Source organism: Nostoc sp. CCY0012, assembly GCF_963920855.1.
Classification (GTDB): domain Bacteria; phylum Cyanobacteriota; class Cyanobacteriia; order Cyanobacteriales; family Nostocaceae; genus Cyanocohniella.
This window is the reverse complement of the sequence record NZ_CAWUDM010000060.1, coordinates 16,381-38,529: the sequence shown is the minus strand read 5'-3', so window position 1 is coordinate 38,529 and position 22,149 is coordinate 16,381. Positions and strand designations below refer to the sequence as shown.

At 41.3% G+C, this 22,149-nt stretch carries 16 protein-coding genes and 1 pseudogene; 10 read left to right on the top strand and 7 right to left on the bottom strand.

The genetic code is table 11. The features are described 5' to 3' along the window. The 7 genes and pseudogenes from ACM0OS_RS17740 to ACM0OS_RS17710 all read left to right on the top strand — a co-directional run. Positions 1-97 (top strand): annotated as a pseudogene (locus tag ACM0OS_RS17740) (photosystem II protein D2); the annotation flags it as partial. A 655-nt stretch (positions 98-752) separates the two neighbouring features. Further along, a complete protein-coding gene (locus ACM0OS_RS17735; RefSeq protein WP_414544517.1) occupies positions 753-1,034 on the top strand; it encodes a 4a-hydroxytetrahydrobiopterin dehydratase in 282 nt (93 codons plus the stop codon). Between the two features lie 373 nt (positions 1,035-1,407). Then, entirely contained in the window at positions 1,408-3,156 is a 1,749-nt protein-coding gene (locus tag ACM0OS_RS17730) for an iron uptake porin (protein WP_414544516.1), read from the top strand. 327 nt (positions 3,157-3,483) lie between these two features. Beyond that, positions 3,484-5,184, top strand: coding sequence for an iron uptake porin (locus tag ACM0OS_RS17725; RefSeq protein WP_414544515.1), 1,701 nt, complete (start codon positions 3,484-3,486; stop codon positions 5,182-5,184). A 204-nt stretch (positions 5,185-5,388) separates the two neighbouring features. Continuing rightward, positions 5,389-5,826: an RrF2 family transcriptional regulator gene (locus tag ACM0OS_RS17720; protein WP_414544519.1), complete on the top strand. Its 438-nt coding sequence runs from the start codon at positions 5,389-5,391 to the stop codon at positions 5,824-5,826. A gap of 58 nt (positions 5,827-5,884) precedes the next feature. Beyond that, positions 5,885-6,847, top strand: a complete 963-nt coding sequence (gene cysK, locus ACM0OS_RS17715; RefSeq protein WP_414544514.1) for a cysteine synthase A — start codon at positions 5,885-5,887, stop codon at positions 6,845-6,847. A 15-nt stretch (positions 6,848-6,862) separates the two neighbouring features. Next, the gene (locus ACM0OS_RS17710; RefSeq protein ID WP_414544513.1) at positions 6,863-7,564 is read left to right on the top strand and encodes a J domain-containing protein; all 702 of its coding nucleotides are present in this window, start codon (positions 6,863-6,865) and stop codon (positions 7,562-7,564) included. A gap of 591 nt (positions 7,565-8,155) precedes the next feature. Here the strand turns inward: ACM0OS_RS17710 and ACM0OS_RS17705 are convergent. Continuing rightward, positions 8,156-8,875 carry a Crp/Fnr family transcriptional regulator gene (locus tag ACM0OS_RS17705; RefSeq protein WP_198015027.1) on the bottom strand — a complete coding sequence of 240 codons (720 nt, stop codon included), beginning with the start codon at positions 8,873-8,875 and terminating at the stop codon, positions 8,156-8,158. Between the two features lie 378 nt (positions 8,876-9,253). Between ACM0OS_RS17705 and ACM0OS_RS17700 the strand changes: the two genes are divergently transcribed. Further along, positions 9,254-10,081: a DALR anticodon-binding domain-containing protein gene (locus ACM0OS_RS17700; protein WP_414544512.1), complete on the top strand. Its 828-nt coding sequence runs from the start codon at positions 9,254-9,256 to the stop codon at positions 10,079-10,081. 302 nt (positions 10,082-10,383) lie between these two features. Here ACM0OS_RS17700 and ACM0OS_RS17695 read toward each other — a convergent pair whose 3' ends face one another. Both ACM0OS_RS17695 and ACM0OS_RS17690 read right to left on the bottom strand, forming a co-directional pair. Continuing rightward, positions 10,384-11,259: a Cof-type HAD-IIB family hydrolase gene (locus ACM0OS_RS17695; protein ID WP_414544511.1), complete on the bottom strand. Its 876-nt coding sequence runs from the start codon at positions 11,257-11,259 to the stop codon at positions 10,384-10,386. A gap of 232 nt (positions 11,260-11,491) precedes the next feature. Continuing rightward, positions 11,492-12,259 (bottom strand): choice-of-anchor E domain-containing protein, encoded by a 768-nt coding sequence (locus ACM0OS_RS17690; RefSeq protein WP_414544510.1) that lies wholly within the window; start codon positions 12,257-12,259, stop codon positions 11,492-11,494. Between the two features lie 394 nt (positions 12,260-12,653). Between ACM0OS_RS17690 and polA the strand changes: the two genes are divergently transcribed. Next, positions 12,654-15,560, top strand: coding sequence for a DNA polymerase I (gene polA, locus ACM0OS_RS17685; protein WP_414544509.1), 2,907 nt, complete (start codon positions 12,654-12,656; stop codon positions 15,558-15,560). Between the two features lie 24 nt (positions 15,561-15,584). Beyond that, positions 15,585-16,529 carry an Rpn family recombination-promoting nuclease/putative transposase gene (locus ACM0OS_RS17680; protein WP_414544508.1) on the top strand — a complete coding sequence of 315 codons (945 nt, stop codon included), beginning with the start codon at positions 15,585-15,587 and terminating at the stop codon, positions 16,527-16,529. Between the two features lie 154 nt (positions 16,530-16,683). Here the strand turns inward: ACM0OS_RS17680 and ACM0OS_RS17675 are convergent, their stop codons facing one another. The 4 genes from ACM0OS_RS17675 to ACM0OS_RS17660 form a co-directional block, all read right to left on the bottom strand. Next, positions 16,684-18,183 (bottom strand): family 10 glycosylhydrolase, encoded by a 1,500-nt coding sequence (locus ACM0OS_RS17675; RefSeq protein ID WP_414544507.1) that lies wholly within the window; start codon positions 18,181-18,183, stop codon positions 16,684-16,686. 461 nt (positions 18,184-18,644) lie between these two features. After that, entirely contained in the window at positions 18,645-19,043 is a 399-nt protein-coding gene (psb27, locus tag ACM0OS_RS17670; RefSeq protein ID WP_414544506.1) for a photosystem II protein Psb27, read from the bottom strand. 25 nt (positions 19,044-19,068) lie between these two features. Then, positions 19,069-20,262 carry a 7,8-didemethyl-8-hydroxy-5-deazariboflavin synthase subunit CofH gene (cofH, locus tag ACM0OS_RS17665; RefSeq protein WP_414544518.1) on the bottom strand — a complete coding sequence of 398 codons (1,194 nt, stop codon included), beginning with the start codon at positions 20,260-20,262 and terminating at the stop codon, positions 19,069-19,071. A gap of 170 nt (positions 20,263-20,432) precedes the next feature. Beyond that, positions 20,433-22,031, bottom strand: coding sequence for a glycosyltransferase family 39 protein (locus ACM0OS_RS17660; protein WP_414544504.1), 1,599 nt, complete (start codon positions 22,029-22,031; stop codon positions 20,433-20,435). Positions 22,032-22,149 lie beyond the last annotated feature (118 nt).

Genomic DNA, 22,149 nt, shown 5'->3' with positions numbered 1-22,149 from the left:
GAACGAGGGTATCCGCGCTTGGATGGCTCCTCAAGATCAGCCTCACGAACAATTTGTATTCCCTGAGGAAGTTCTACCTCGCGGTAACGCACTGTAAGAATGGTTTAATTGCCATTTTTTCATCATCCTCCGCCTTTTGGCGGGGGTTTATTTATTTAGAGTTAACCTCTCTAAAATTTCTGTGTTATATTGATTGCAGGTTAATAACCCAGAGTAAACGCTCTGCCCTTTTGAAACTAAGTCCGCTTAGGCAACAAGGAGGTGATGCCCATGATAGAAAGTAGTAAATGCATGGGTCATCAGGTTGCAGTTAGCCGGCTGCGCGCCGGGGCTGTTCTCTAAAAGTTAGCCTTAGTTTCCTTGTGAGACTAAGTTAGCTCAAGTAGCTAGGCTAAAGATCGGAGTTCCTTCCGGCAGTCTGGTTGCAACCTGAAGACCCGCTACACCGCTCTGGTATTAGGTCATCTGATCTAAATCAGAGCGGATAGTTTTTTAGGGGTGACTTTTGATTAATTAATGATTGCCGTAGCAAATTCAAATAGGAATTGCGTTAAAGTTTTTATTAAGTCCTAAATATAATATCTTGCGTATTTATGGCATTTAACCCTGAAGAGAGTTCAGTCTGAATTTCTCTATATGAACATAAAGGGTGCAATGTAAATGAAGCATGAACATCAAGGGTGAAGTGTAAATGAAGCGCCCAAATAATGCAATGCAAGATATGGCTAAGATGTAAGCAGGAATTTTTGGATATGGCAAAACTACTGACTGATACAGAAATTCAAGCAGAGGCAAGCCGCTTGTCAGATTGGACAATTGCAGGATCTAAGTTGCAGACTACCCGCAAATTTAAAGATTTTATAGCAGCTATTGAATTTGTGAATAAACTGGTAGAACCTGCTGAGACATCAGGACATCATCCTGATATAGAAATTTCTTATAACAAAGTCAATATTGCACTGACGACACATGATGCAGGTGGGTTAACCCAAAAAGACTTTGAAGTAGCTGCGAAAATTTCTCAAATCGCTTAAAAAAGCCCAAGGGAAAATTGCCAATTAAATTAAGTTTTTAAGACTAGAGACAGAGGAAAAAAATGGCAAACCCCTTACCCTTACTTCAGGCTTACAGACCATTAGATGTGACAGTTAATCAGGCGATCGCTTGTAGCTTGCCATATACTTCAAATGCTTTATAATGCTATGTTAGGAAGCTATGTTTTTGCACAAGTTAATTACATTGATTTTTAACATTTTTAATTAATCAGTTATTAGCCAGGCAAAAACCTAAAATTGTAGTAGTGGCAACGATGCATCATCCAAAACTTCTACATAGGAATATGTTGAGTTTTAGAGAGTAAGTTCAACGAACACAATTATCTATACAAGGTGTGAGGAAAAAGTGAAAATGTCTAACATATTGTGGAAATCCCTGGTGGTTAGCCCCGCAGTTTTGGGAGCAACCTTGTTGGTTTCAGGAGCAGCAATAGCAGCCCCAAGCACTACCACTGAAGTGTCGGCAACAGAACAAACTGTGATTGAAGTAGCGCCACAGCCAGAAATATTGGCTCAAGCAGCTAACGACAATGTAATTAACCAAGTTAATAGCTATAGCAACGAAGGGAGACAAAACACTACCCTATCCCAAGTAACATCGGTTTCACAGTTTTCGGACGTACAACCGACAGACTGGGCATTCCAAGCGTTGCAATCCTTAGTAGAGCGTTACGGTTGTATTGCAGGTTACCCCAATGCGACATATCGCGGTAACCGTGCATTAACTCGTTATGAATTTGCAGCTGGTTTAAATGCTTGTTTGGATAGAGTTAATGAATTGATCGCCACAGCCACAGCTGACGCGGTGACCAGAGAAGATTTAGCGACTTTACAACGTTTACAAGAAGAATTTTCCGCAGAATTGGCAACTCTACGCGGTCGTGTAGATTCCCTAGAAGCGCGGACAGCTGAATTAGAAGCTAATCAGTTCTCCACCACCACCAAGCTAGTTGGTGAAGCCGTTTTTGCTCTAACTGACGCTTTTGGCGATACAGCAGGCGACAATAATAACACTGTATTCCAAAACAGAGTCCGTTTAGGCTTACAAAGCAGCTTTACCGGTCGAGACGTGTTAACAACTCGTTTAGCATCTGGCAACGCAGATCGTTTTAATCTAGGCGTTGGTTCACCACCTATTTTGGGTGAGGCTGGCACTGTTAGTGGTGAAGGCTTCCAAACATTTAACGTTGGTAACACTATCGGTAACAACGTTGAAATCGACAGATTAACTTACCAAGCTCCTGTTGGCCCAGCCCAAGTTTATATTGCCGCAAATGGTGGTAGACACAGCCATTATGCAGCAGTAAACAATCCCTACTTCAATGATGGTACTGACGGTGGTAACGGTGCTTTAACAACCTTTGCTTCTGAAAGCCCCATTTATCGCATCGGTGGTGGTGCTGGTCTTGCCTTCACCTTACAACCTTTTGGTCAAGGTGGCGGTATCCTCAGACCCAGTTCATTAACTGTAGGTTTCTTAGGCTCAGAAGCTAACGATCCCAGTCTAGGTTCCGGTATCTTCCAAGGAAACTATGCTGCTTTAGGACAATTGAACTTTAGCGTTAGCGATCGCATAGCTTTAGCTGCAACCTACGTTCATGGTTATCATGGTGCAGGTAGCAGAATCTTTGACGCAGGCAACAACACTTCTCCTGTAGTAGGTACTTCAATCGCCAACCTTGGTGGTGTTGATAGAACCGATGGTAGCACCAACCCATTCGCAACTAATTCCTACGGTGTTTCCGCAGCCTTCCGTCCCAGCGATAGACTCTCCGTCAGCGGTTTTGTCTCCTATACCGATGTTAATGGCTTTGGTGCTAACGACAACGGCGAAGTTTGGAGCTACGGTGTTGGTGTAGCGTTACCTGACTTTGGTAAGAGAGGTAACGTACTAGGTATCTTCGGTGGTGCTGTACCCTACGCACGTGGCATCCAACCTGGATTTAACAGAGTTCCCTACCAAGTTGAAGGTTACTACAAGTACCAACTTTCCGATAATATCTCCGTTACTCCTGGCGTTATCTGGTTGACCAACCCTGGTCAAAACAGCGATAACTCTGATGCAGTAATTGGTACTCTCAGAACCACATTCACCTTCTAGAGTTTTGTCAGTTTACTGAAAACAAACTTTAAAGTTTATTGCACCCCGTCATCAGGCGGGGTTTTTTGTTGCTAAGGGTATGGTGAAGCGGATGGTACTAAATTGGCTGACAAGCAAAGGGGGCCAGGCTTTTATGATCAATTTATGTCCTCAACTACATAAAAACTCCTATATGATTAAAGACAGGTTGGTATAATATTGCTACTTGTGCAATTATCATTAAATTAGAATGCGTCATTCTCAACTTAATGCGGATTAACCGAATTAATTTTGATAATAGGCGTAGCGAATGCAACAACGGTACAAGGTGTGAGGAGAAAAGTGAAAATGTCTAACATATTGTGGAAATCCCTGGTGGTTAGCCCCGCAGTTTTGGGAGCAACCTTGTTGGTTTCAGGAGCAGCAATAGCAGCCCCAAGCACTACCACTGAAGTGTCGGCAACAGAACAAACTGTGATTGAAGTAGCGCCACAGCCAGAAATATTGGCTCAAGCAGCTAACGACAATGTAATTAACCAAGTTAATAGCTATAGCAACGAAGGGAGACAAAACACTACCCTATCCCAAGTAACATCGGTTTCACAGTTTTCGGACGTACAACCGACAGACTGGGCATTCCAAGCGTTGCAATCCTTAGTAGAGCGTTACGGTTGTATTGCAGGTTACCCCAATGCGACATATCGCGGTAACCGTGCATTAACTCGTTATGAATTTGCAGCTGGTTTAAATGCTTGTTTGGATAGAGTTAATGAATTGATCGCCACAGCCACAGCTGACGCGGTGACCAGAGAAGATTTAGCGACTTTACAACGTTTACAAGAAGAATTTTCCGCAGAATTGGCAACTCTACGCGGTCGTGTAGATTCCCTAGAAGCGCGGACAGCTGAATTAGAAGCTAATCAGTTCTCCACCACCACCAAGCTAGTTGGTGAAGCCATATTTGCTGTTACAGATGCTTTCGGTGATACAGTTGGCGACAATAATAACACTGTATTCCAAAACAGAGTCCGTCTAGACCTGCAAACCAGCTTTACTGGCCGAGATATTTTGCACACCCGTTTGGCATCTGGTAACGCCGAAAACTTTAATTTGGGTACTGAAGTGGGTGGTCTTCCCAGTGGTGAAGGTCTTCAAACTTTTAACGTCGGGAACACTGGTAGTAATAATGTCAACATAGATTGGTTGGCGTACTACGTTCCTGTCGGACCAGCACAAGTGTATATTGCGGCCACTGGAGGTATTCATAGTGATTACGCCGCCACCAACAACCCTTACTTTGAAGACTTCGATGGTGGTAACGGTGCTTTAACAACCTTTGCTTCGGAAAATCCCATTTATCGGATTGGTGGTGGTGCTGGTCTTGCCTTAACCTTACCTTTTGGTCAAGGTGGCGGTATTCTCAGACCTAGTTCCCTAACTGTCGGTTATTTGGGATCTGAACCTAACAGTCCAGGACTAGGTGAAGGTGTGTTCAACGGCAACTATGCTGCTTTAGGACAATTGAACTTTAGTGTAGGCGATCGCTTGGCACTAGCAGCAACCTACGTACATGGTTATCATGGCGCAGGTAGTAGCTTATTCGACTCAGGTTCAGTAACTAATCCTATCGTAGGTAGTAGTTTAGCCAATATTCTGCAAAACCCATCTTCTACCAATTCTTATGGTGTGTCAGCTGCCTTCAGACCCAGTGATAGACTGTCAGTTAGTGGGTTCGTTTCTTACACAGATGTCACAGGATTCGGTGTAGATGATGACAAAGAGGTTTGGACTTACGGTGTTGGGGTAGCATTACCTGACTTTGGTAAAAGAGGTAACGTTTTAGGTATTTTTGCAGGCGCTCAACCCTATGCGCGTGGTGTGGTAGATGGCTTTAACAGATTGCCATACCAAGTTGAAGGCTTCTACAAGTACCAAGTTTCCGATAACATCTCAGTGACTCCTGGCGTTATCTGGTTGACCAATCCTGGTCAAAACAGCGATAACTCTGATGCAGTGATTGGTACTCTCAGAACTACATTCACCTTCTAGAGTTTTGTAAATTGGCTAAACATTTGAGACTCTATTACGCCCTGCCGTTAGGTGGGGTTTTTTATTTGGGAAGATGAGGGGGTGGAAAAATAACGAATAACCAACGAAATAACAAACCCCAGTGGAGAACCGGAGTATACTAGAAAAGTAAAGACTGATAACTCTTCTTAACTAACACTTGATCCCTTACTAGTATTCATGCCTGTGGAACTATCATGTAAATCTGAATATGCCATTCTCGCCTTAATAGAGATGGCCACTCATTACGAAAGCGGTGAACCGATGCAAATTCGACAAATTGCCGCGCAACAAAACATACCTGATCGCTATTTAGAACAACTATTGGCGACTTTAAGACGTGGGGGTATAGTAAAAAGTCAACGCGGGTCAAAAGGTGGCTATTTTTTAACAAAAGAACCTTGGAAAATTACACTCTTCGATGTTTTAGAATGTCTGGAAGGGTCAGATGTGCGGGTATGTGAAGACGATACTAACCCCAAAAGTATAGATACTTCTGTAATCAAAGAAATCTGGCAAGAAGCACGTCAAGCCGCCAACTCAGTTTTACAAAACTATACACTTCAGGATCTTTGTGAGAAGCGAGATTCTCGGCGACAGTTGGATATTATGTATTACATTTAGTCCACAGTTGCTTTGGCTATTGACTTTTGACTACTAACTATATAGATAAGGAACAATAATGAAAATTGCGCGTAACATTACAGAACTTATTGGTCGGACACCTCTAGTACAGTTAAACCGCATCCCTGAAGCTGAAGGATGTGTGGCGCAAATAGTTGTGAAACTCGAAAGCATAAACCCATCGGCATCAGTCAAAGACCGGATTGGGGTAAGTATGATTAATGCCGCCGAAGAGGAAGGGTTGATTACTCCTGGCAAGACTTTATTGGTAGAACCCACATCGGGAAATACAGGAATCGCCCTGGCAATGGCCGCAGCAGCCAAGGGTTATCGCTTAATTTTAACTATGCCAGAAACCATGAGTGGGGAACGCCGGGCGATGTTGCGGGCTTATGGGGCAGAATTAGAATTAACACCAGGTATTGAAGGGATGAGTGGGGCAATTCGGCGGGCCCAAGAAATAGTTGATACTACCCCACATACCTATATGTTGCAGCAGTTCCGCAATCCAGCCAATGCGAAAGTGCATCGGGAAACGACAGCTGAAGAAATTTGGTCAGATACTGATGGACAGGTAGATATGATCGTGGCAGGGGTAGGTACAGGTGGTACAATCACTGGGGTAGCGGAAATTATTAAAGCTCGTAAACCTAGTTTTCAGGCGATCGCAGTTGAACCAGCCAATAGCCCAGTGCTATCTGGAGGACGACCAGGCCCCCACAAAATTCAGGGAATTGGAGCTGGGTTTGTCCCTCAAGTACTAAAAACAGAATTGATTGATGAAGTGATTAGTGTGACGGATGACGAAGCGATCGCTTATGGTCGGCGTTTAGCTAGAGAAGAAGGTCTACTATCTGGGATTTCTAGCGGTGCAGCCTTATGTGCAGCTATCCGTGTTGCCCAACGTCCAGAAAATGAGGGACGCTTAATCGTGATGATTCAGCCCAGTTTTGGAGAAAGATATTTAAGTACACCGTTGTTCCAAGACTTAGAAGCTAGGTTGGCCACTAGCATTAGCTAACGTTAAATTGGATAAATGGTCGATTCTAAACACGTTTCTAATCACTACGAAACTCTCAAAGTTAATCCTAATGCTAGCCAAGCGGAGATTAAGCAATCTTATCGCCGCTTGGTAAAGTTGTTTCATCCTGACAGCAACCAAGAAACAGCAGATAAAGAACAAATTATTCGCATCAATGCAGCTTATGAAGTCTTAGGGGACAGTCAAAATCGACACAGCTATGACCAAAAACTGCAAGAAGATTCCCAAAAATTCCAGAGCAATTATCAACAGCGGACAGCATCAGCTCAAAAACGTTACCAGACAACTAGACCAACAGGACGAGATGCGGACGAACACGTTGAAGCATGGCTGCGCCTAGTTTACCAACCAGTCAATGACTTGCTAGATAACATTCTCAATTCTCTAGAGGATCAAATTGAGCAATTAGCCGCTGATCCCTTTGATGATGAATTATTAGAGGAATTCCAGGAATACTTAAACGCCTGTCGAGATGACCTCAAGCAAGCCCAATTAGCTTTTCGTTCCCTGCCAAATCCCCCAAGTTTAGCAAAAACAGCTGCCTACATTTACCATAGTCTTAGTCAAGTAGCAGATGGTATAGAAGAATTGGCTTACTTCCCTTTGAGCTACGACGAGCGTCATTTACATACAGGGCAAGAATTATTCCGTATAGCTACCAGATTGCACTACGAGGTACAAGAATCTGTTAGTTAATAAAATGCAGCATCTTTTGCAGAATACCGTAGAAGACATACATAATTAGAGGCTTATAGCGAGCTAGCGCACTCATGGGAAGCCATTACTGTTCCACGCTACTTGTCACTACAAGCGTAGTTCATTTTTTTACATTACTTAACATAGTTTAATTTATTCGCGTCAGTTTACTGATTGCGAATTATTCATGACAAATGAGTCTCAGGCATTATGGGTGGTCAAACTTTAGGTCTCCCCTATAATCAATTTCCACGACCACCCAAGCCTTTCGACAATTAGCTGATAGTCCTGCTGACATCTAATACGCTGATGCCCCAAAAGCACTTCCTAAAATTCTATTGGCTCTTGCCGTTGGGGCGGATACAAGGGCAATAGACTGTTCTCTAATGTTCCCTACCAGACCATTTATTCTCCCTTTTAAATGCCCTGGTAAACGGAACAAATTGAACATTGAGATTCTTGGACTCAGTAAATTACCCGTTTAAGAGCCATCTGTTTGTGGTGGTCAAACAGATTGGTCAAGCCTAGCAGTAAGGTGGTGTTGCTGACGTTAGCTTACTGGGGCTTCTCTTCAAAAATCTAAACTTCGCTTTAGCTAACTCGATTAATCGACTCTGCTGGTAAGCAAATGAGATTATCCCCTTGGGTGAGAATTAAGCCGCGTTGGCGCAACTTACCCATCAAGCGAGTAACAGTAACACGAGTTGAACCAATCGCGCTACCAATTTGGGCATGGGTGAGAGGGAAGGGCAGACAATAGCCACGAATTACATCAGGATCAGTCTCGCTCATGGCCGGCTCTCCATATTCCTCAATCAACAATGTGAGAAATCCTAAGAGTCGGTCAATGGTGCGGCGTTGTCCCAAGGCACTCAGCCACAAGAGTTTGCGCTGGTGCTGATACCTAAAGGCATCCATGACTTCACGGCGGAAGTGAGGCCAATTGTCTAAGTCGTGCCAGTACATCCACAGCACCGCAGTTTGGTCAACGTGGGCGTATGCTTGGAGCGTGAATGGTGACTGAGCAACAATTTCAAACGGTTGTCCCGCGCCAACAAAACCCAAGAAAGCTTCTTCTGGAGTTCTGTTAATTCTTCGAGACGTGAGCTGACTGGCAGTAGCACTAACTTGTGCGGTTCCTACCATACGGATTGCGCCCCTTTGCACCAAATACAGCAAACCAGGTCGGGCTGGAATGCGTTCATCTTTGCTAAAGGTGCGGCAGCGGTAGTGTTCTTGAGCCCAGTCAAGAATCCGTTGCCAAGTCAGAAAAGGCCGTGATGCCTCAGAAAAGGAGGATGGAGATTGCATAGGTAACAAAGAGCGTTCGGCTGAAGACAAAGACGATCATAAAAAGGTGCAAGGAGTGTCTTTGTGTTGGCAGGGTAGGCTTAACGCCTAACAGCGCCAGCCATACAAAGAGTAGAAAGCGTTGAATTTACACTCTACTCTTTTGTTATACTTCCTACTGTACAATGATGGTAGTAAAGTTTACTTACTATTCATCGAATATTCATCAAATTTTATCCTACTCTCATTTTTCTTTATCTAAAGTAGATATCCATCTTCAGATAGATGAAGGAAATAGATAAATAATCATGAAATACTGCTTGAGGATCACAATCTATGCATTAAAGGCTACTAGTGAGTAAATATACAGCAATTAAGCAGCTAATACATAGCTACTTTATGCAATCGCTCAGTATTTATACTTCTCATCATCAGAACCTATGCATAGATGGGCAAAAAATTCCTCTATATAAAGGTAGAGATAATAATCGAGTTTTGTATATCTCGGATATAGCCCTCAAGCTATCAAAATCTCATAATCGAACACCAATGGAGATAGCGAGTGGTATCGCGTCTCACTTCTCAGCAAGCTGTGGCGAAGTTTTCAGAGTGCAGATTGTTCCCCCTGGTTCGATTTATGTAGAACTAAAGCCCCTGTTGTTAGCTGCTTGGTTACAAAGTATTGCCATTCAGAGTTTAGAGAACGAAGAGGAAGTTGGGGCCCCATTTGGGGAACAGGGGCAAATAGAGGAAATAGCAAAAAGAAAAATTTCCCTTGACAATTCTGAGCGATTATTTGCTGTTCAATATGCCCATGCACGCTGCTGCTCATTACTGCTACTAGCTCACCGAGAAGAATTGATTAAATTAAAAAATCTACTGGCAGATACTAGCGAAAACTCCCAAGAACAGATACCTTGGCTCAACCATAATTACCAGATGCGTCTCAGTCATCCCGCTGAAGGTCATCTAATTGCGGAGTTAGTAAAAGTTGTAGATAACTTAGAGTTCCCTCATGTAAATGATTCTGTGAATTGGGAAAAAGCAGCACTAGATTTAAGTCAAGCTTTTGAAGTTTTTTGGCGTAAGTGTCGTATTTGGGGAAATGTCAAAATTTCTTCGCTAGAGCTAGCTCAAGCCAGGTTAGGATTGGTGATGGCTACTCAGTCTGTGTTGAAGTTTTTGCTGGTAAATAAACTGGGGATTTTTGCTCCTCTGGAGTTATGATTTGCTAGTGTCTGCCCTTGCTGACTCTCCAAAAAAGGTACCCCAAAGATTTCTGATTTAACTAGAGCTTCCTCAAAAAGAATGCCGACAAATTTGGTACTGAATAAACGTGGTAAAAGACAGTAGTGTCTCTGAGAAAAACAAAACTTTTGTAGTAACTATTGACTCATGTAATCACCTCGGCTATATTATCAGGTGTGTGAGGAGCGAACCAGCAAGGGCACCGAGACGAAACACGGCCAGTCGTCGGTGTCCTTTCTGATTTCATTTATTTTATACAGGGTAAATAGAAAAAATACCCCTTAGGATAGTAGAAATTTTTCCATAGCAGTAGCAGCACCGTCTTCCTCTACATTAGGAGCTACCCACTGAGCGATCGCTTGCACACCATCTGGTGCATTGCCCATAGCTACACCGATGCCAGCGTATTCTAGCATTTCCAAATCGTTGAAATTATCACCAATGGTCATCACATTGCTGCTTTGTAAGCCTAGTAGTTCTTCTGCTAAGTAACGTACAGCAGTGCCTTTATTGACAAAAGCATTAGTTGCTTCAAAGAAGGTAGCCACAGATGTTGTCAGATAGAGTTCAGCGGGTGTGTATTGACGACGTAAATTTCCCAATAAATCTTGGATCACTTTTGTGTCGTGGCATAAAGCCAGGACTTTTGTGGGTTCATTCGTCAAGACTTGGCGCAAATCGCCCACAGGAATTGGTGTAATTCCAGAACGTGCGGCATAAGTTTGAGTTTCTGGGGTTAACTCACGCACATAAAGCTGGTCATTGATATAAAAGTGGACAGATAAAAGCGATCGCAGCTGCGGTTGTTCAAAATAGTCTAGTAATTGCCCAGCAATTTCCCGCGAAACTGCTAAATGTCGATGCATTTTTTGAGTAGCTGGGTCTTGAATCCAAGCGCCCTGATAAGCCATCAATGGTAAAACAGAGTTAATTTCCTGATGGAATCGTAAAGCTGAACGATACATGCGACCAGTAGCAATGGCCACTGCAATTTCTTTGGCTTGTACTGAGGCGATCGCTTGCTTTACAGGTTCGCTCAAAGTGTTAGACTCTCCAGAAATCGTGCCATCTATATCTAATACCAGTAATTTAATCTCTTTTGCAGCTGTGGCTTGATGATCAATGGATGCCAACTCGGAGGCAGATGCTTGGTGCATAAATTCCTTATCCAGGTTTAAACTCCCAGTATTGAGATTAACAAATTCCGTTCACTTAGCAATTTATTTGGTTTCATCATCACAACAAAAAAAACCCAGATCTGTATCCGGGTTTTTAAAATTTATTTTTGCAAGTATGATCGTTGATTACACCAAAAACTAACACCTGTCTATAGATTAAATGTCGTTGCTATGCAAAAGGATGGGAAACAGTCCACCCATTGAGGAAGGTCTAGGAATTGGAAATCTTCAGCCAGCTTTTTTTGCGTTGTGACAAAAGACCAACCCCTGCAAATAAACCTAAGCCAAGGGCCGCAGTGGGTTCAGGAACTGACTGCGTTGTCTCGTAGTTGTATACCACTGAGATATTCGCACCAGCAAGTGTAGTGATAAAAGTAGCCACGTTACCAGAACCTGTAACATTTGAGGTAGCAGTAGCTGAGAATAAAAAGTCCAAATTACCAGCACCAATAAATTTGGCTAAATCGTTGGTATCGGTAAATGTCTTGCTAGAGGAATCCGCTGCCATTAATCCGTTAATAGTTTTTCCAGATGGGCCGTCAAAATCAAGGACACCATCAAATGAACCAACTGTATAGGTTTGAGAAACACTTGGTGTCAAGGGAGTCAGGCCTAATAGGCTTAAATCATCATTGATTCCTAACGAAATCAAAGCACCTAAATTAACTGTCAAGTCGTTTTGACCTTGGCCTGTATGCTCAAATCTTGCACTTCCAGTTACGTCAGTGGCGAAATTTACTGTAACACTTGTGAGCGTACCCAGAGATGAGTCAAACTTTTGAATGCTCAGAGGTGCGTTGACAATATTTGTGTTCTGCATACCGATAGAAGCACTTTCGGTGTAGCTCAAAGAAGCTGCACTTGCGGCACCTGCTGTTGCTAAAACACCTGCTAAGGTTGTAGCGGCGGCTAGAGAGTTGAGTAGTTTTGTTGTCATGGGAAATGAGTTTTTCAAACGAACGATTGCATGATTACTCATCTATTTCTAACTCTGATATTGGTCTTATCGGCTTGATAAATATACGTAATTTCATGTAAAGCTTTCATAAGAAACTTAGTTCGATAACTATACTTTTGAGAATTTTTATATAAAGTTTTGTTGTTCCAAAAGGCTATAATATTGATAATTAATAACTAAAATTTACTTCTAGTTTTTGTTGATTTATCCAAGTTTTTAGGGAAATTGAGATATCTTGGCGATTTACTGAAAACCCAGTTTAACTATAATCACGTATTAACTCTAAGAGGATGATATTTTTTATACATATCACTGTATTAAAGACATTGTAAATTTCAGAATGCCTGTATCTAGTAGATATGAGGATTCTCGTTACTTGCCAATGATGTCGGTATGCTACAGCTAAAATAAGGCTATGTCTCTAACTTCTGATTCTGTAAACACAACACGTCCGACGTTCATCCTTGTAGACGGACACTCTCTGGCTTTTCGTTCATACTTCGCTTTTGCTAAAGGACGCGATGGTGGACTGCGTACAAAGTCGGGGATTCCTACTAGTGTATGTTTTGGCTTTCTCAAGTGCTTACTGGAAGTTATAGCTACACAACAGCCACAAGCAATGGCGATCGCATTTGATTTAGGCTTACCAACTTTTCGCCACGAAGCCGACGATACTTATAAAGCGGATCGTCCAGGTACACCAGAAGACTTTGTACCTGATTTAAAAAATCTCCAAGAATTGCTGACAGGGTTGAATTTGCCAATCTTCACCGCACCTGGTTATGAAGCCGATGATGTGTTGGGAACCATAGCACAAAAAGCAACCGCCGCCGGATATAAAGTGAAAATTCTCACAGGCGATCGTGATTTATTTCAACTCATCGACCCGGAAAAAGAAATTACTGTTTTAAATTTTAGTCCTGATGCATTAAAGCGCTCTACAAATAGCATCACTGAGTTTAGTACAGCAGAAGTCAAAGAAAAATTAGGCGTATTGCCTACACAGATAGTCGATTTTAAAGCCCTCTGTGGGGATAAATCAGATAATATTCCCGGTGTCAAGGGGATTGGAGAAAAAACAGCAGTCCAGCTACTTAATACCTACGGTTCTCTGGAAAAAATTTATGCAGCACTAGATAAAATTCCCGGTGCAACTCATAAAAAACTGGTAACAGGTCAAGAAGATGCTCAAAAATCTCGCTATTTGGCCAGCATAGTTATAGATGTGCCTTTAGAAGTTAATTTAGAAGATTGCAAATTAACAGGGTTTGATACCACTTTTCTCATCCCAATTTTAGAAAAGCTAGAATTCAAGACTTTTTTAGGCAAAGTTAACCAACTTCAGGAAAGATTTGGTGGTGAAGTTGTAGAAGCCACAACAGCACCCAGTGATGATGAAGATGATGATGTGTGGTTTTTCAGTGCGGCTGATACAGCAGCAGTTCCCCAGCCATCGGCTTCACCAATTCAACCAATAATCATTAATACCGAAGTCAAACTTACTGAATTGGTGGAGGTACTCAAAACATTCACGAACCTAGAAACCCCCGTCGCTTGGGACACAGAAACTAGTGATTTAGAACCACGAGATGCTGTACTAGTAGGAATTGGCTGCTGTTGGGGAACCAAACCAGACGAATCAGCATATATTCCCTTAGCTCACAAAACAGGGAAAAATCTTAGTCAAGATGTAGTTTTAGCAGCACTAAAGCCCATTCTTGAAAGTATTAATTATCCAAAAACCTTTCAAAACAGCAAATTTGACCGCTTAGTTTTCCGTTGTCAAGGAATTAACTTGGCGGGAGTTGTATTTGATACTATGCTGGCTAGTTATATTCTCAATCCAGATACTAGTCACAACTTAACTGATTTGGCGCTCCGATCCTTGGGAATAACTTTGCAAAATTATCCAGATTTAGTCCCCAAAGGTAAAACTATTGCGGATATAGATATTAATCATGTAGCTAATTATTGTTGTTTGCAAGTTTACGCTACCTATCAGCTTGTAGCGCAATTACGGGAGGAACTAAATAAAGTTCCCGCCTTGCACAAGTTATTACTAGAAGTAGAACAACCCCTAGAAGCAGTTTTAGCGGAGATGGAATATACAGGTGTTTCCATTGATTCAGCTTATCTGGGGGAACTTTCACAGCAGTTAGAGATAGATTTAGCCAAATTAGAAGAGACAGCCACAGAAATCGCGGGAGAAAAATTTAATTTGGGTTCTCCCAAACAATTAAGTCAAATATTATTTGAAAAATTGGGTTTAAGCACCAACTATTCCCGGAAAATTCAAACAGGTTATTCTACAGATGCAGCGACTTTAGAAAGACTCCAAGAAGTTGATCAAACTGGGTTTGTTGATGCCATCATTGAATACCGCACTTTATCTAAATTAAAGTCCACTTATGTAGATGCCTTACCAGCCTTGGTGCGTCCAGATACCCAACGTGTACATACTAATTTTAATCAAACAGCAACATCAACTGGTAGGTTATCTTCATCGAATCCCAACTTACAAAATATTCCCATTCGCACAGCTTTTAGTCGTCAAATTCGCAAGGCATTTTTACCAGAACCAGGATGGTTAATGGTGGCGGCTGATTACTCACAAATAGAGTTAAGAATTTTGGCTCATTTAAGTCAAGAGCCAGTTTTGGTGCAAGCATATCAGCAAAATGAAGATATTCACACAGTCACAGCGCGATTAATTTTTGAAAAAGAAGATATTACATCAGATGAACGCAGATTAGCTAAGACTATTAATTTTGGTGTAATTTATGGCATGGGTTCGCTGAAGTTTTCTCGTTCAACGGGGATAGATAAAGGAATTGCTAACGAGTTTATTAAGCGCTTTAACGAACGTTACCCCAAAGTTTTTGCCTATTTAGAAGGAGTAAAAAAACAGGCGATCGCTCAAGGTTATGTGGAAACAATTCTTGGTCGTCGTCGCTATGTTGAGTTTACCAATAATAGTCTACGCAAATTACACGGCAGCAATCTTGAAGACATTGACTTGAGTAAATTGAAAAATCTTGGTGCTTATGATGCAGGTTTACTCCGTTCTGCTGCTAATGCGCCAATTCAAGGTTCCAGCGCCGATATTATCAAAATTGCGATGGTGCGAATACATGATATTTTGCCTAAGTATCAAGCGCGTCTTTTATTGCAAGTCCACGATGAATTAGTGTTTGAAGTTCCCCCCCCAGAATGGGAAGAATTACAACCACAAATTAAGTCAGTGATGGAAGATGCTGTTGCTTTAAGTGTACCTTTAATTGTGGATGTGCGTGCTGGTAATAATTGGATGGAAACCAAATAATTACAACTAAATTTAGATGATTATATGATTGATCATGACCGTTTATTTAAGGAACTCCTGACTACATTTTTTGTGGAGTTCCTAGAATTATTCTTACCCGAAGTACTAAGTTATCTGGAACGAGATTCTATACAGTTTTTAGATAAGGAAGTCTTCACTGATGTCACGGCTGGAGAACGTTACGAAGCTGACTTAATTGTCAAAGTTAAATTTCTAGGACAAGAGTCTTGCTTTGTGATTCACGTAGAAAACCAATCTTATAAGCAACCCAACTTTGATAAGCGGATGTTTCGCTACTTCTCCCGCTTATATGAAAAATTCGACATACCTATTTACCCGGTGGTTATATTATCTTACGATTCTCCACAAACGCCAGAAAAAAATGTACATCAAATAGCATTTCCTCATAAAGTTATTTTACAGTTCAACTATGATGTCATCCAATTAAATCAACTAAACTGGCGAGATTTTCTGCGCCAAAAAAATCCAGTAGCTACTGCATTAATGGCAAAAATGAAAATTGCACCAGCAGAACGCCGTCAAGTCAAATTTGAATGTTTGCGGCTGTTGGCAACATTACGATTAGATCCAGCACGGATGCGTTTGATTTCTGGTTTCATTGACACCTATTTACGCCTAAGTCCACAAGAGCAAATACTGTTACAAAATGATATTGCTAGGATAGAACCAAAAGAACAGGAGGTAGTTATGCAAATAGTTACAAGTTGGATGGAAGAAGGGATTGAACAAGGAATTGAACAAGGGATTGAACAAGGAAAGCAACAAGCAACACTATCCTTAGTTCTGCGTCTACTTCCTCGACGGGTGGGTACGCTTACTCCCGAGTTAGAAGAACGAGTTCAGGGGTTATCGCTGACTCAGTTAGAAGATTTAGCAGTGGCGCTGCTAGATTTTTTCTCAGTCGAAGATTTAGAAGTTTGGTTGCAACAAATTTCAGCAACAACTTGAAATAAACCTTGTCTACTTTGAAAAGTGTAGTTTGTAGTCAAGATTATGAGATTGCTTCCTGGCGTCGCAATGACCAAAACTCTATTTTTCGTGATGGACGAGGTTTATTCATAGGAAGAAAAAATCTTCCCCTAAACCACTTGTTTCTTTACTTTTACCGCACACGACAAAATTTGCGATCGCTATCATGTTCAGGGTATTGCCAAGAATAAGCAAAATGACTCACTCCCGCTAGTTGGGGAGCAAATTGCCGCAGTGCTTGCATTTGGGCTTCTAAGGATGGACGATTACTGACTGATTTTCCCCAAGTGCCGGCTAACGCAGGGATTACTTTTGTCCCTGGTTGTGCAGAATTGAGAACTTGTTGTACTTGCTGCACAATGCAATTAGCAGTACCGCAAGTTGCATAAGACATGGGATGCCATTCTAAGGAACTAGGAAACCTATCCCAAGGTTGTAAGCGAGAATCATACCCTTGTCCTACGGCTTGGTTACCATCAGGGAAAAATACGGCGCCAGACGGAATACCTAGTTGCTGTGCTGGGTAACTAGCTAAAGCTACAAAGTCTAGAATACCTTGCATAGCGTGGGCCACTGAGAGTTGCCACAATTGTGTTTGCAATATTGGTTGTCTATCGGTTGCAGACAACAGTGATTTTTGTTCTGGTTGGAGAACGCGACCTTGCCACATTGGTTCGCCTTCTTGGGGATGTAATTTATCTATTTCCGCTATATCTCCGGCGGTGACATATCCTTTACTAAGAAATCGCCGAATTAATTCCAACCCTTTGTAATTTTGTGCGCGTCGAAATAAAGCTTCTTGGGTGGCTTTACTAAATAACCATAAATCTGAAACTTTGGTGGCAATGGAATTACTTCCTGGCTGTCGTGGATAGCGTACATAATCAAATAACACTCCATCGGGGCGACGGCGGACTACTTCCTGTACCAATTGATAGTAGTCACGTTTTGCCTGTGGGTGATAAGGATCTATATAGAGTTGGGAACTATTATCTGGAAGATATAAGCTAGTTTGTCCTTGACCATTACGAGCGATCGCTTCTTCTCTATCCCGACGTTGAGCGTAAGTATAGCCGAAGTTGTTGGTAAACATCCAAGCATAAACTTTTAAACCCCGTTGCCGTCCTTTTTGAATGGCAATAGATAGTAAATCAATATTTTCAGCGCCTGGAGTCCGAATTACTGATGGCCAAACCGTAGGATTATTGACTGCTGGTAATAATACTTGACCGTCGGAGAAAACTTCTACATAAACTTGGTTATAGCCACGGTTGACGATTCGATCCATAATTTGGTCAATCGCTCCTGGCTGAATGTCACAAGGATATAAACGTAACCAAATCGCTTGAATTTGTGGCCAAGTACGATTGCGGCAATCCTGTAATTCCTTTGCCTGTTGTTGCACCAATTGTTGGTAGCGAGTTTGGGCATCTTGATTGCCTTTTAGCGCTGACAAACGTAAATCTTCTTTTGTTTGCGCTGCTGCTGTGGATAATTGGCAATACTCTGTTACTTGAGCCTTTGCCGGTTGGCCGCCAAAGTGGGGAATCAATAAACTACTGGTGAAAGCGGCAGCGAACAGGCGTCGCCAAAAAAACTTCGGTCTTGTAAGATTCAAGGGGCGGTTAGACATACCTAAAAGTAGAAGCACAGATCTGTGATCAACCCTAATTAAATTTATTAACAGCTACATATACTAAATGTTCTAGTTGCGAACTAAAGGTTTTGCAGCTTATCTGTTCAAGACTGCCAAAATTATATTTCTGTTGCCTGATTTTTGGGAAAAAGCTTTAATCTAAAATGTATAAATTATATACAAAAAGCAGGTCAAGCCTGCTGAGTGGGGGGATTTAATTTTTACTTGGGTTGTTTAAATTTTGTTTAGCCAACAAGACCTAAAAGCTGGGAGAGTACCAATCCATTAAATTGCCAGAGAAAATTGAGTATATTCGTTTGCTCAGGACATTGAGTATTAGAGAGATGAATAGGGGAAAGATTTTGGTACAGTGGAGAGTCTTTTACCCTAGACCCTGCACCTGTGGCTCTTCACCCCTCAGCAATTTTGTAGACTTTGGATAATAAATTATCCAATAGTTAAGCGTCACGTCTTAGCGCGGATTCTACCCTATCTAACTCCTGTTCCAAACGATTTTTGAGCTTTTGGGGCAAAGGACGATTTGGGTAAGAACTGTAGTGTCCAGCTAGGGAATTGAGAGCTGTTCGCATGGTTGTAAAGGAACTCAGATTGGAAACAGACTTAACCCGTTGATAGCGAGCTGAAAAATCGTTGATTTTTTGACGTGCTTCTGCTTGAATGGCTGCTCTGTTGGGTGAATCTTCTGTTAAATCCAGAGCTTCTTTCATAATATTGACAACAGCCAAGGTGTCTTGACGATAATCCCCTGTCAAACTGTCTGGACTGCCAGAACAGCCCATGAGGCCAATGGTGAGAACCAAAACTAAAGCAAGTAGACGCGACCAATAGCGCTTCATATGTGTTCAGTGAATAATACGTAAATCAACGTCTATCGTATCCTGGATTGGTATCGGGGGGATCAATTTGGGTGGGGAGATGAGTAATGACTAAGTTATACAAAGTATCCCGTTGTTGATAGGGTCTACTTAGGGAGGCGATCGCAGTTTGCAAGGTGGCGACTTCCATACAAGTACCGCCTACTGCTCCTGCCATTGTGGTAATATGCTCCTCCATTAAGGTGCCACCAATGTCGTTACAACCCCAAAATAAAGCTTCGGTTGCACCCGCTAATCCAAGTTTTACCCAACTCGGTTGATGGTTGGGAATCCAATTTCCTAAATAAATTCGGGCGACAGCTGTCAGTAATAATGCATCATTTAAGACTGGCTGATCGCGTCCGACACGACGGCGTAATGATTTAGGTGCTTCTTGTCCGACAAATGGTAAAGCAATAAACTCGGTGATACGAGCCGGATATTCTTGATTAATGGCATTTTTCTGGAGCGATCGCAATTTTTCTAAGTGGCCAATTTGTTGTTCTGGGGTTTCAATATGCCCAGATAAGATGGTGCTAGTGGTGGGTAAACCTAATTGATGCGCTGTACCAACAATTTCTAGCCAAGTTGCGGTGTCAATCTTTTCTGGACATAGTATCCGTCTGACTTCATCATCTAACACCTCGGCTGCTGTTCCTGGCATTGAACCGACACCAGCATCCCGCAAAGCAGCAATAACTTCGGCGTATGTAATACCATCAAGTCTGGCGATAAATTCAATTTCCTGGGGTGAAAAGGCGTGTAAATGTATCTGGGGAAATTCTTGTTTAATAACTTCTACTAATTTCAGGTAATAAGGCAAAGATTTTCCGTTGATTTGCGCTTGGGGGTTTAATCCTCCCTGCATACAGATTTCTGTAGCACCCCGTTGCACTGCATCTGTGGATTTTTCGACAATTTGCTTCCAATCTAACCAGTAAGCACCAGCATCACCATCATCCCGTCGAAATGCACAAAAACTACAGTGCTGTTCACAGATGTTAGTAAAGTTAATATTACGGTTAATTACATAGGTAACTATATCGCCTGCTTGAGTGTAGCGGAGTTTATCGGCTGTAGTGCGAATGGCAGCGATCGCCTCTGGGTCAGTTTGTTTTAACAATACCACTCCCTCTTGGGGAGATATATCATACCCTAAAAGGGCATGATCCAAAATATTATCAATATTTACATTTACAATAGCCACAGTTTCTTATAGACAAACTACATATCTTATTTTCGCAATAAATTAGCTAATCTGCTGTGATTTTTTTTGTTTGGTAACACGCTGTAATTCTACAAAACTCGTTACCATGTTGATTCGGCTCGTCTAGTACTAGGGATTTTTTTCATATATGATATTCTTATAACCTAAATATTTTTATCTTCTATCTGCCACAGCCTCCCTCTTTTGTACACAATGGATATTTTGTATTTTTTTGCCAGTGCGGATTGAGTTTTTTCAGATATATTCAATAAAAATATATTACTAAAATTTTCAGGAATATTCGGTAGTTCTGGCTTAGTTACCAATAAAATTTTCACATTGGTATTCAGCAGATGACTAAGAGACATTAAATCACCAATATTTAAGGAATGATTACTGCTAATTAAAAGTGGCTTTTTACTTTTGTTAATTATTCGAGCTATTTGAGGATTAGCATGACTACCTTTATTCCACCATGTCTCAGCCTGAGAACTAACTACACAGGATATAATTCCACTAGAAATTACTATTAATATGACTAATTGCCAAACTTTGCGGTTGATCAACTTAGCAGAAAGGATTTGTGTTGCTAGTAAATAGGCAACTGCTAGCTGAATACCAACATAGCATGGAATAACATATCTTGCTCTCGAACTTAGTTGACCTCCAATAATTAAATCAGGTAGGATTAAAAATAAAGCAGGCACTCCACTCAATATAAAAATAAACAACCAAACTTTTGGTGCTGTTCGCCGATAAAGAAATAAAAATGAATATGCTACCAAAATTAATAGAAAGGGAATTAAATATCGCCCCCAGCGCAAAACTGGAAGATTTAAATCTGGAAAAAATGGTTCATAACGCCAAAAATCAGCAAACAAATTACTAATATTACTAATCCACTCTGAAACCAAACCTATTAGAGATTGTTTCGCTTGAACACTGACTGTTGTGTGTTTAATTTGAAATAAATTATTAATGATTATTAAAATCCAAGGTATAAAAGCTAAAATCCCAATACTAGTTGCGGTCAAATAAGCTTTAACGGTTTTGGTAAATCGAAAGCGTTCAATGGCAAATACATAGATACCGTGAGAGAGGGCTACCAACCCAGAAAATAAAAATGTATAAAGTCCTAGTGCCACAGTGACTGCATAAATCCCCCACAACCACTTGCTACCGAGCCGCATTGCTCGCAGTAATGTAGCACTCCCAAGCAAGATAGCTACTATCCACAAACTAAACTGTCGAGCTTCTTGAGCGTATAACACGTGTAATGGTGAAACTGCTAATAGTGCAATGGACATCCATGCGGTGATCGGTGACTCAAATAATTCTAAGCACAACCAATAAAGACCAGGAAAAGCTAACAAGCTAATTATGGCTGACAAACTTCTCGTTGCTGCCACTGAATTACCAAAAATTTGTACCCATAATCGGATCATTACGTAATACAGTGGTGGATGTTGAGTATCATCTACTGCCAAGGAGTTGATTGTATTGATTACACCTTTTCCTGGACGGGGACGTTGAAATTTTTGCAGAGATTCAATAGGAATTACAGTTCCATTAAAAACTTGTTGGACAAGTTCCGTTTTCGTAGAACCGGAAATTCGTAATGAAGTGTAAGCCTCATCATGCCAATAGACTTTTTGTTCAAGATTGACAAAGCGAAAAAATATTCCTAAGACTAATAAAATGACAATTAAAAATCTTAACCAATGAGGTGGTAATAATTTTAAATTTGATGAAGATTTTATCATGTAATTACAGGATTTTTCATGTATATTATTGAAATATATCACTCATGTAGCAGTTGTAAAAACCATTTTTCAACAAACAGTGAAGACATACAGACTAGGGCGCGAAGACACAAAAGAA

What these genes read in the sequence shown, in the direction of transcription:
- ACM0OS_RS17735 (WP_414544517.1), top strand. Translation starts at nt 753, where the DNA reads ATGGCAAAACTACTGACTGATACAGAAATTCAAGCAGAGGCAAGCCGC.
- ACM0OS_RS17730 (WP_414544516.1), top strand. Translation starts at nt 1,408, where the DNA reads ATGTCTAACATATTGTGGAAATCCCTGGTGGTTAGCCCCGCAGTTTTG.
- ACM0OS_RS17725 (WP_414544515.1), top strand. Translation starts at nt 3,484, where the DNA reads ATGTCTAACATATTGTGGAAATCCCTGGTGGTTAGCCCCGCAGTTTTG.
- cysK (WP_414544514.1), top strand. Translation starts at nt 5,885, where the DNA reads ATGAAAATTGCGCGTAACATTACAGAACTTATTGGTCGGACACCTCTA.
- ACM0OS_RS17710 (WP_414544513.1), top strand. Translation starts at nt 6,863, where the DNA reads ATGGTCGATTCTAAACACGTTTCTAATCACTACGAAACTCTCAAAGTT.
- ACM0OS_RS17705 (WP_198015027.1), bottom strand. Translation starts at nt 8,875, where the DNA reads ATGCAATCTCCATCCTCCTTTTCTGAGGCATCACGGCCTTTTCTGACT.
- ACM0OS_RS17700 (WP_414544512.1), top strand. Translation starts at nt 9,254, where the DNA reads ATGCAATCGCTCAGTATTTATACTTCTCATCATCAGAACCTATGCATA.
- ACM0OS_RS17695 (WP_414544511.1), bottom strand. Translation starts at nt 11,259, where the DNA reads ATGCACCAAGCATCTGCCTCCGAGTTGGCATCCATTGATCATCAAGCC.
- ACM0OS_RS17690 (WP_414544510.1), bottom strand. Translation starts at nt 12,259, where the DNA reads ATGAGTAATCATGCAATCGTTCGTTTGAAAAACTCATTTCCCATGACA.
- polA (WP_414544509.1), top strand. Translation starts at nt 12,654, where the DNA reads ATGTCTCTAACTTCTGATTCTGTAAACACAACACGTCCGACGTTCATC.
- ACM0OS_RS17680 (WP_414544508.1), top strand. Translation starts at nt 15,585, where the DNA reads ATGATTGATCATGACCGTTTATTTAAGGAACTCCTGACTACATTTTTT.
- ACM0OS_RS17675 (WP_414544507.1), bottom strand. Translation starts at nt 18,183, where the DNA reads ATGTCTAACCGCCCCTTGAATCTTACAAGACCGAAGTTTTTTTGGCGA.
- psb27 (WP_414544506.1), bottom strand. Translation starts at nt 19,043, where the DNA reads ATGAAGCGCTATTGGTCGCGTCTACTTGCTTTAGTTTTGGTTCTCACC.
- ACM0OS_RS17660 (WP_414544504.1), bottom strand. Translation starts at nt 22,031, where the DNA reads ATGATAAAATCTTCATCAAATTTAAAATTATTACCACCTCATTGGTTA.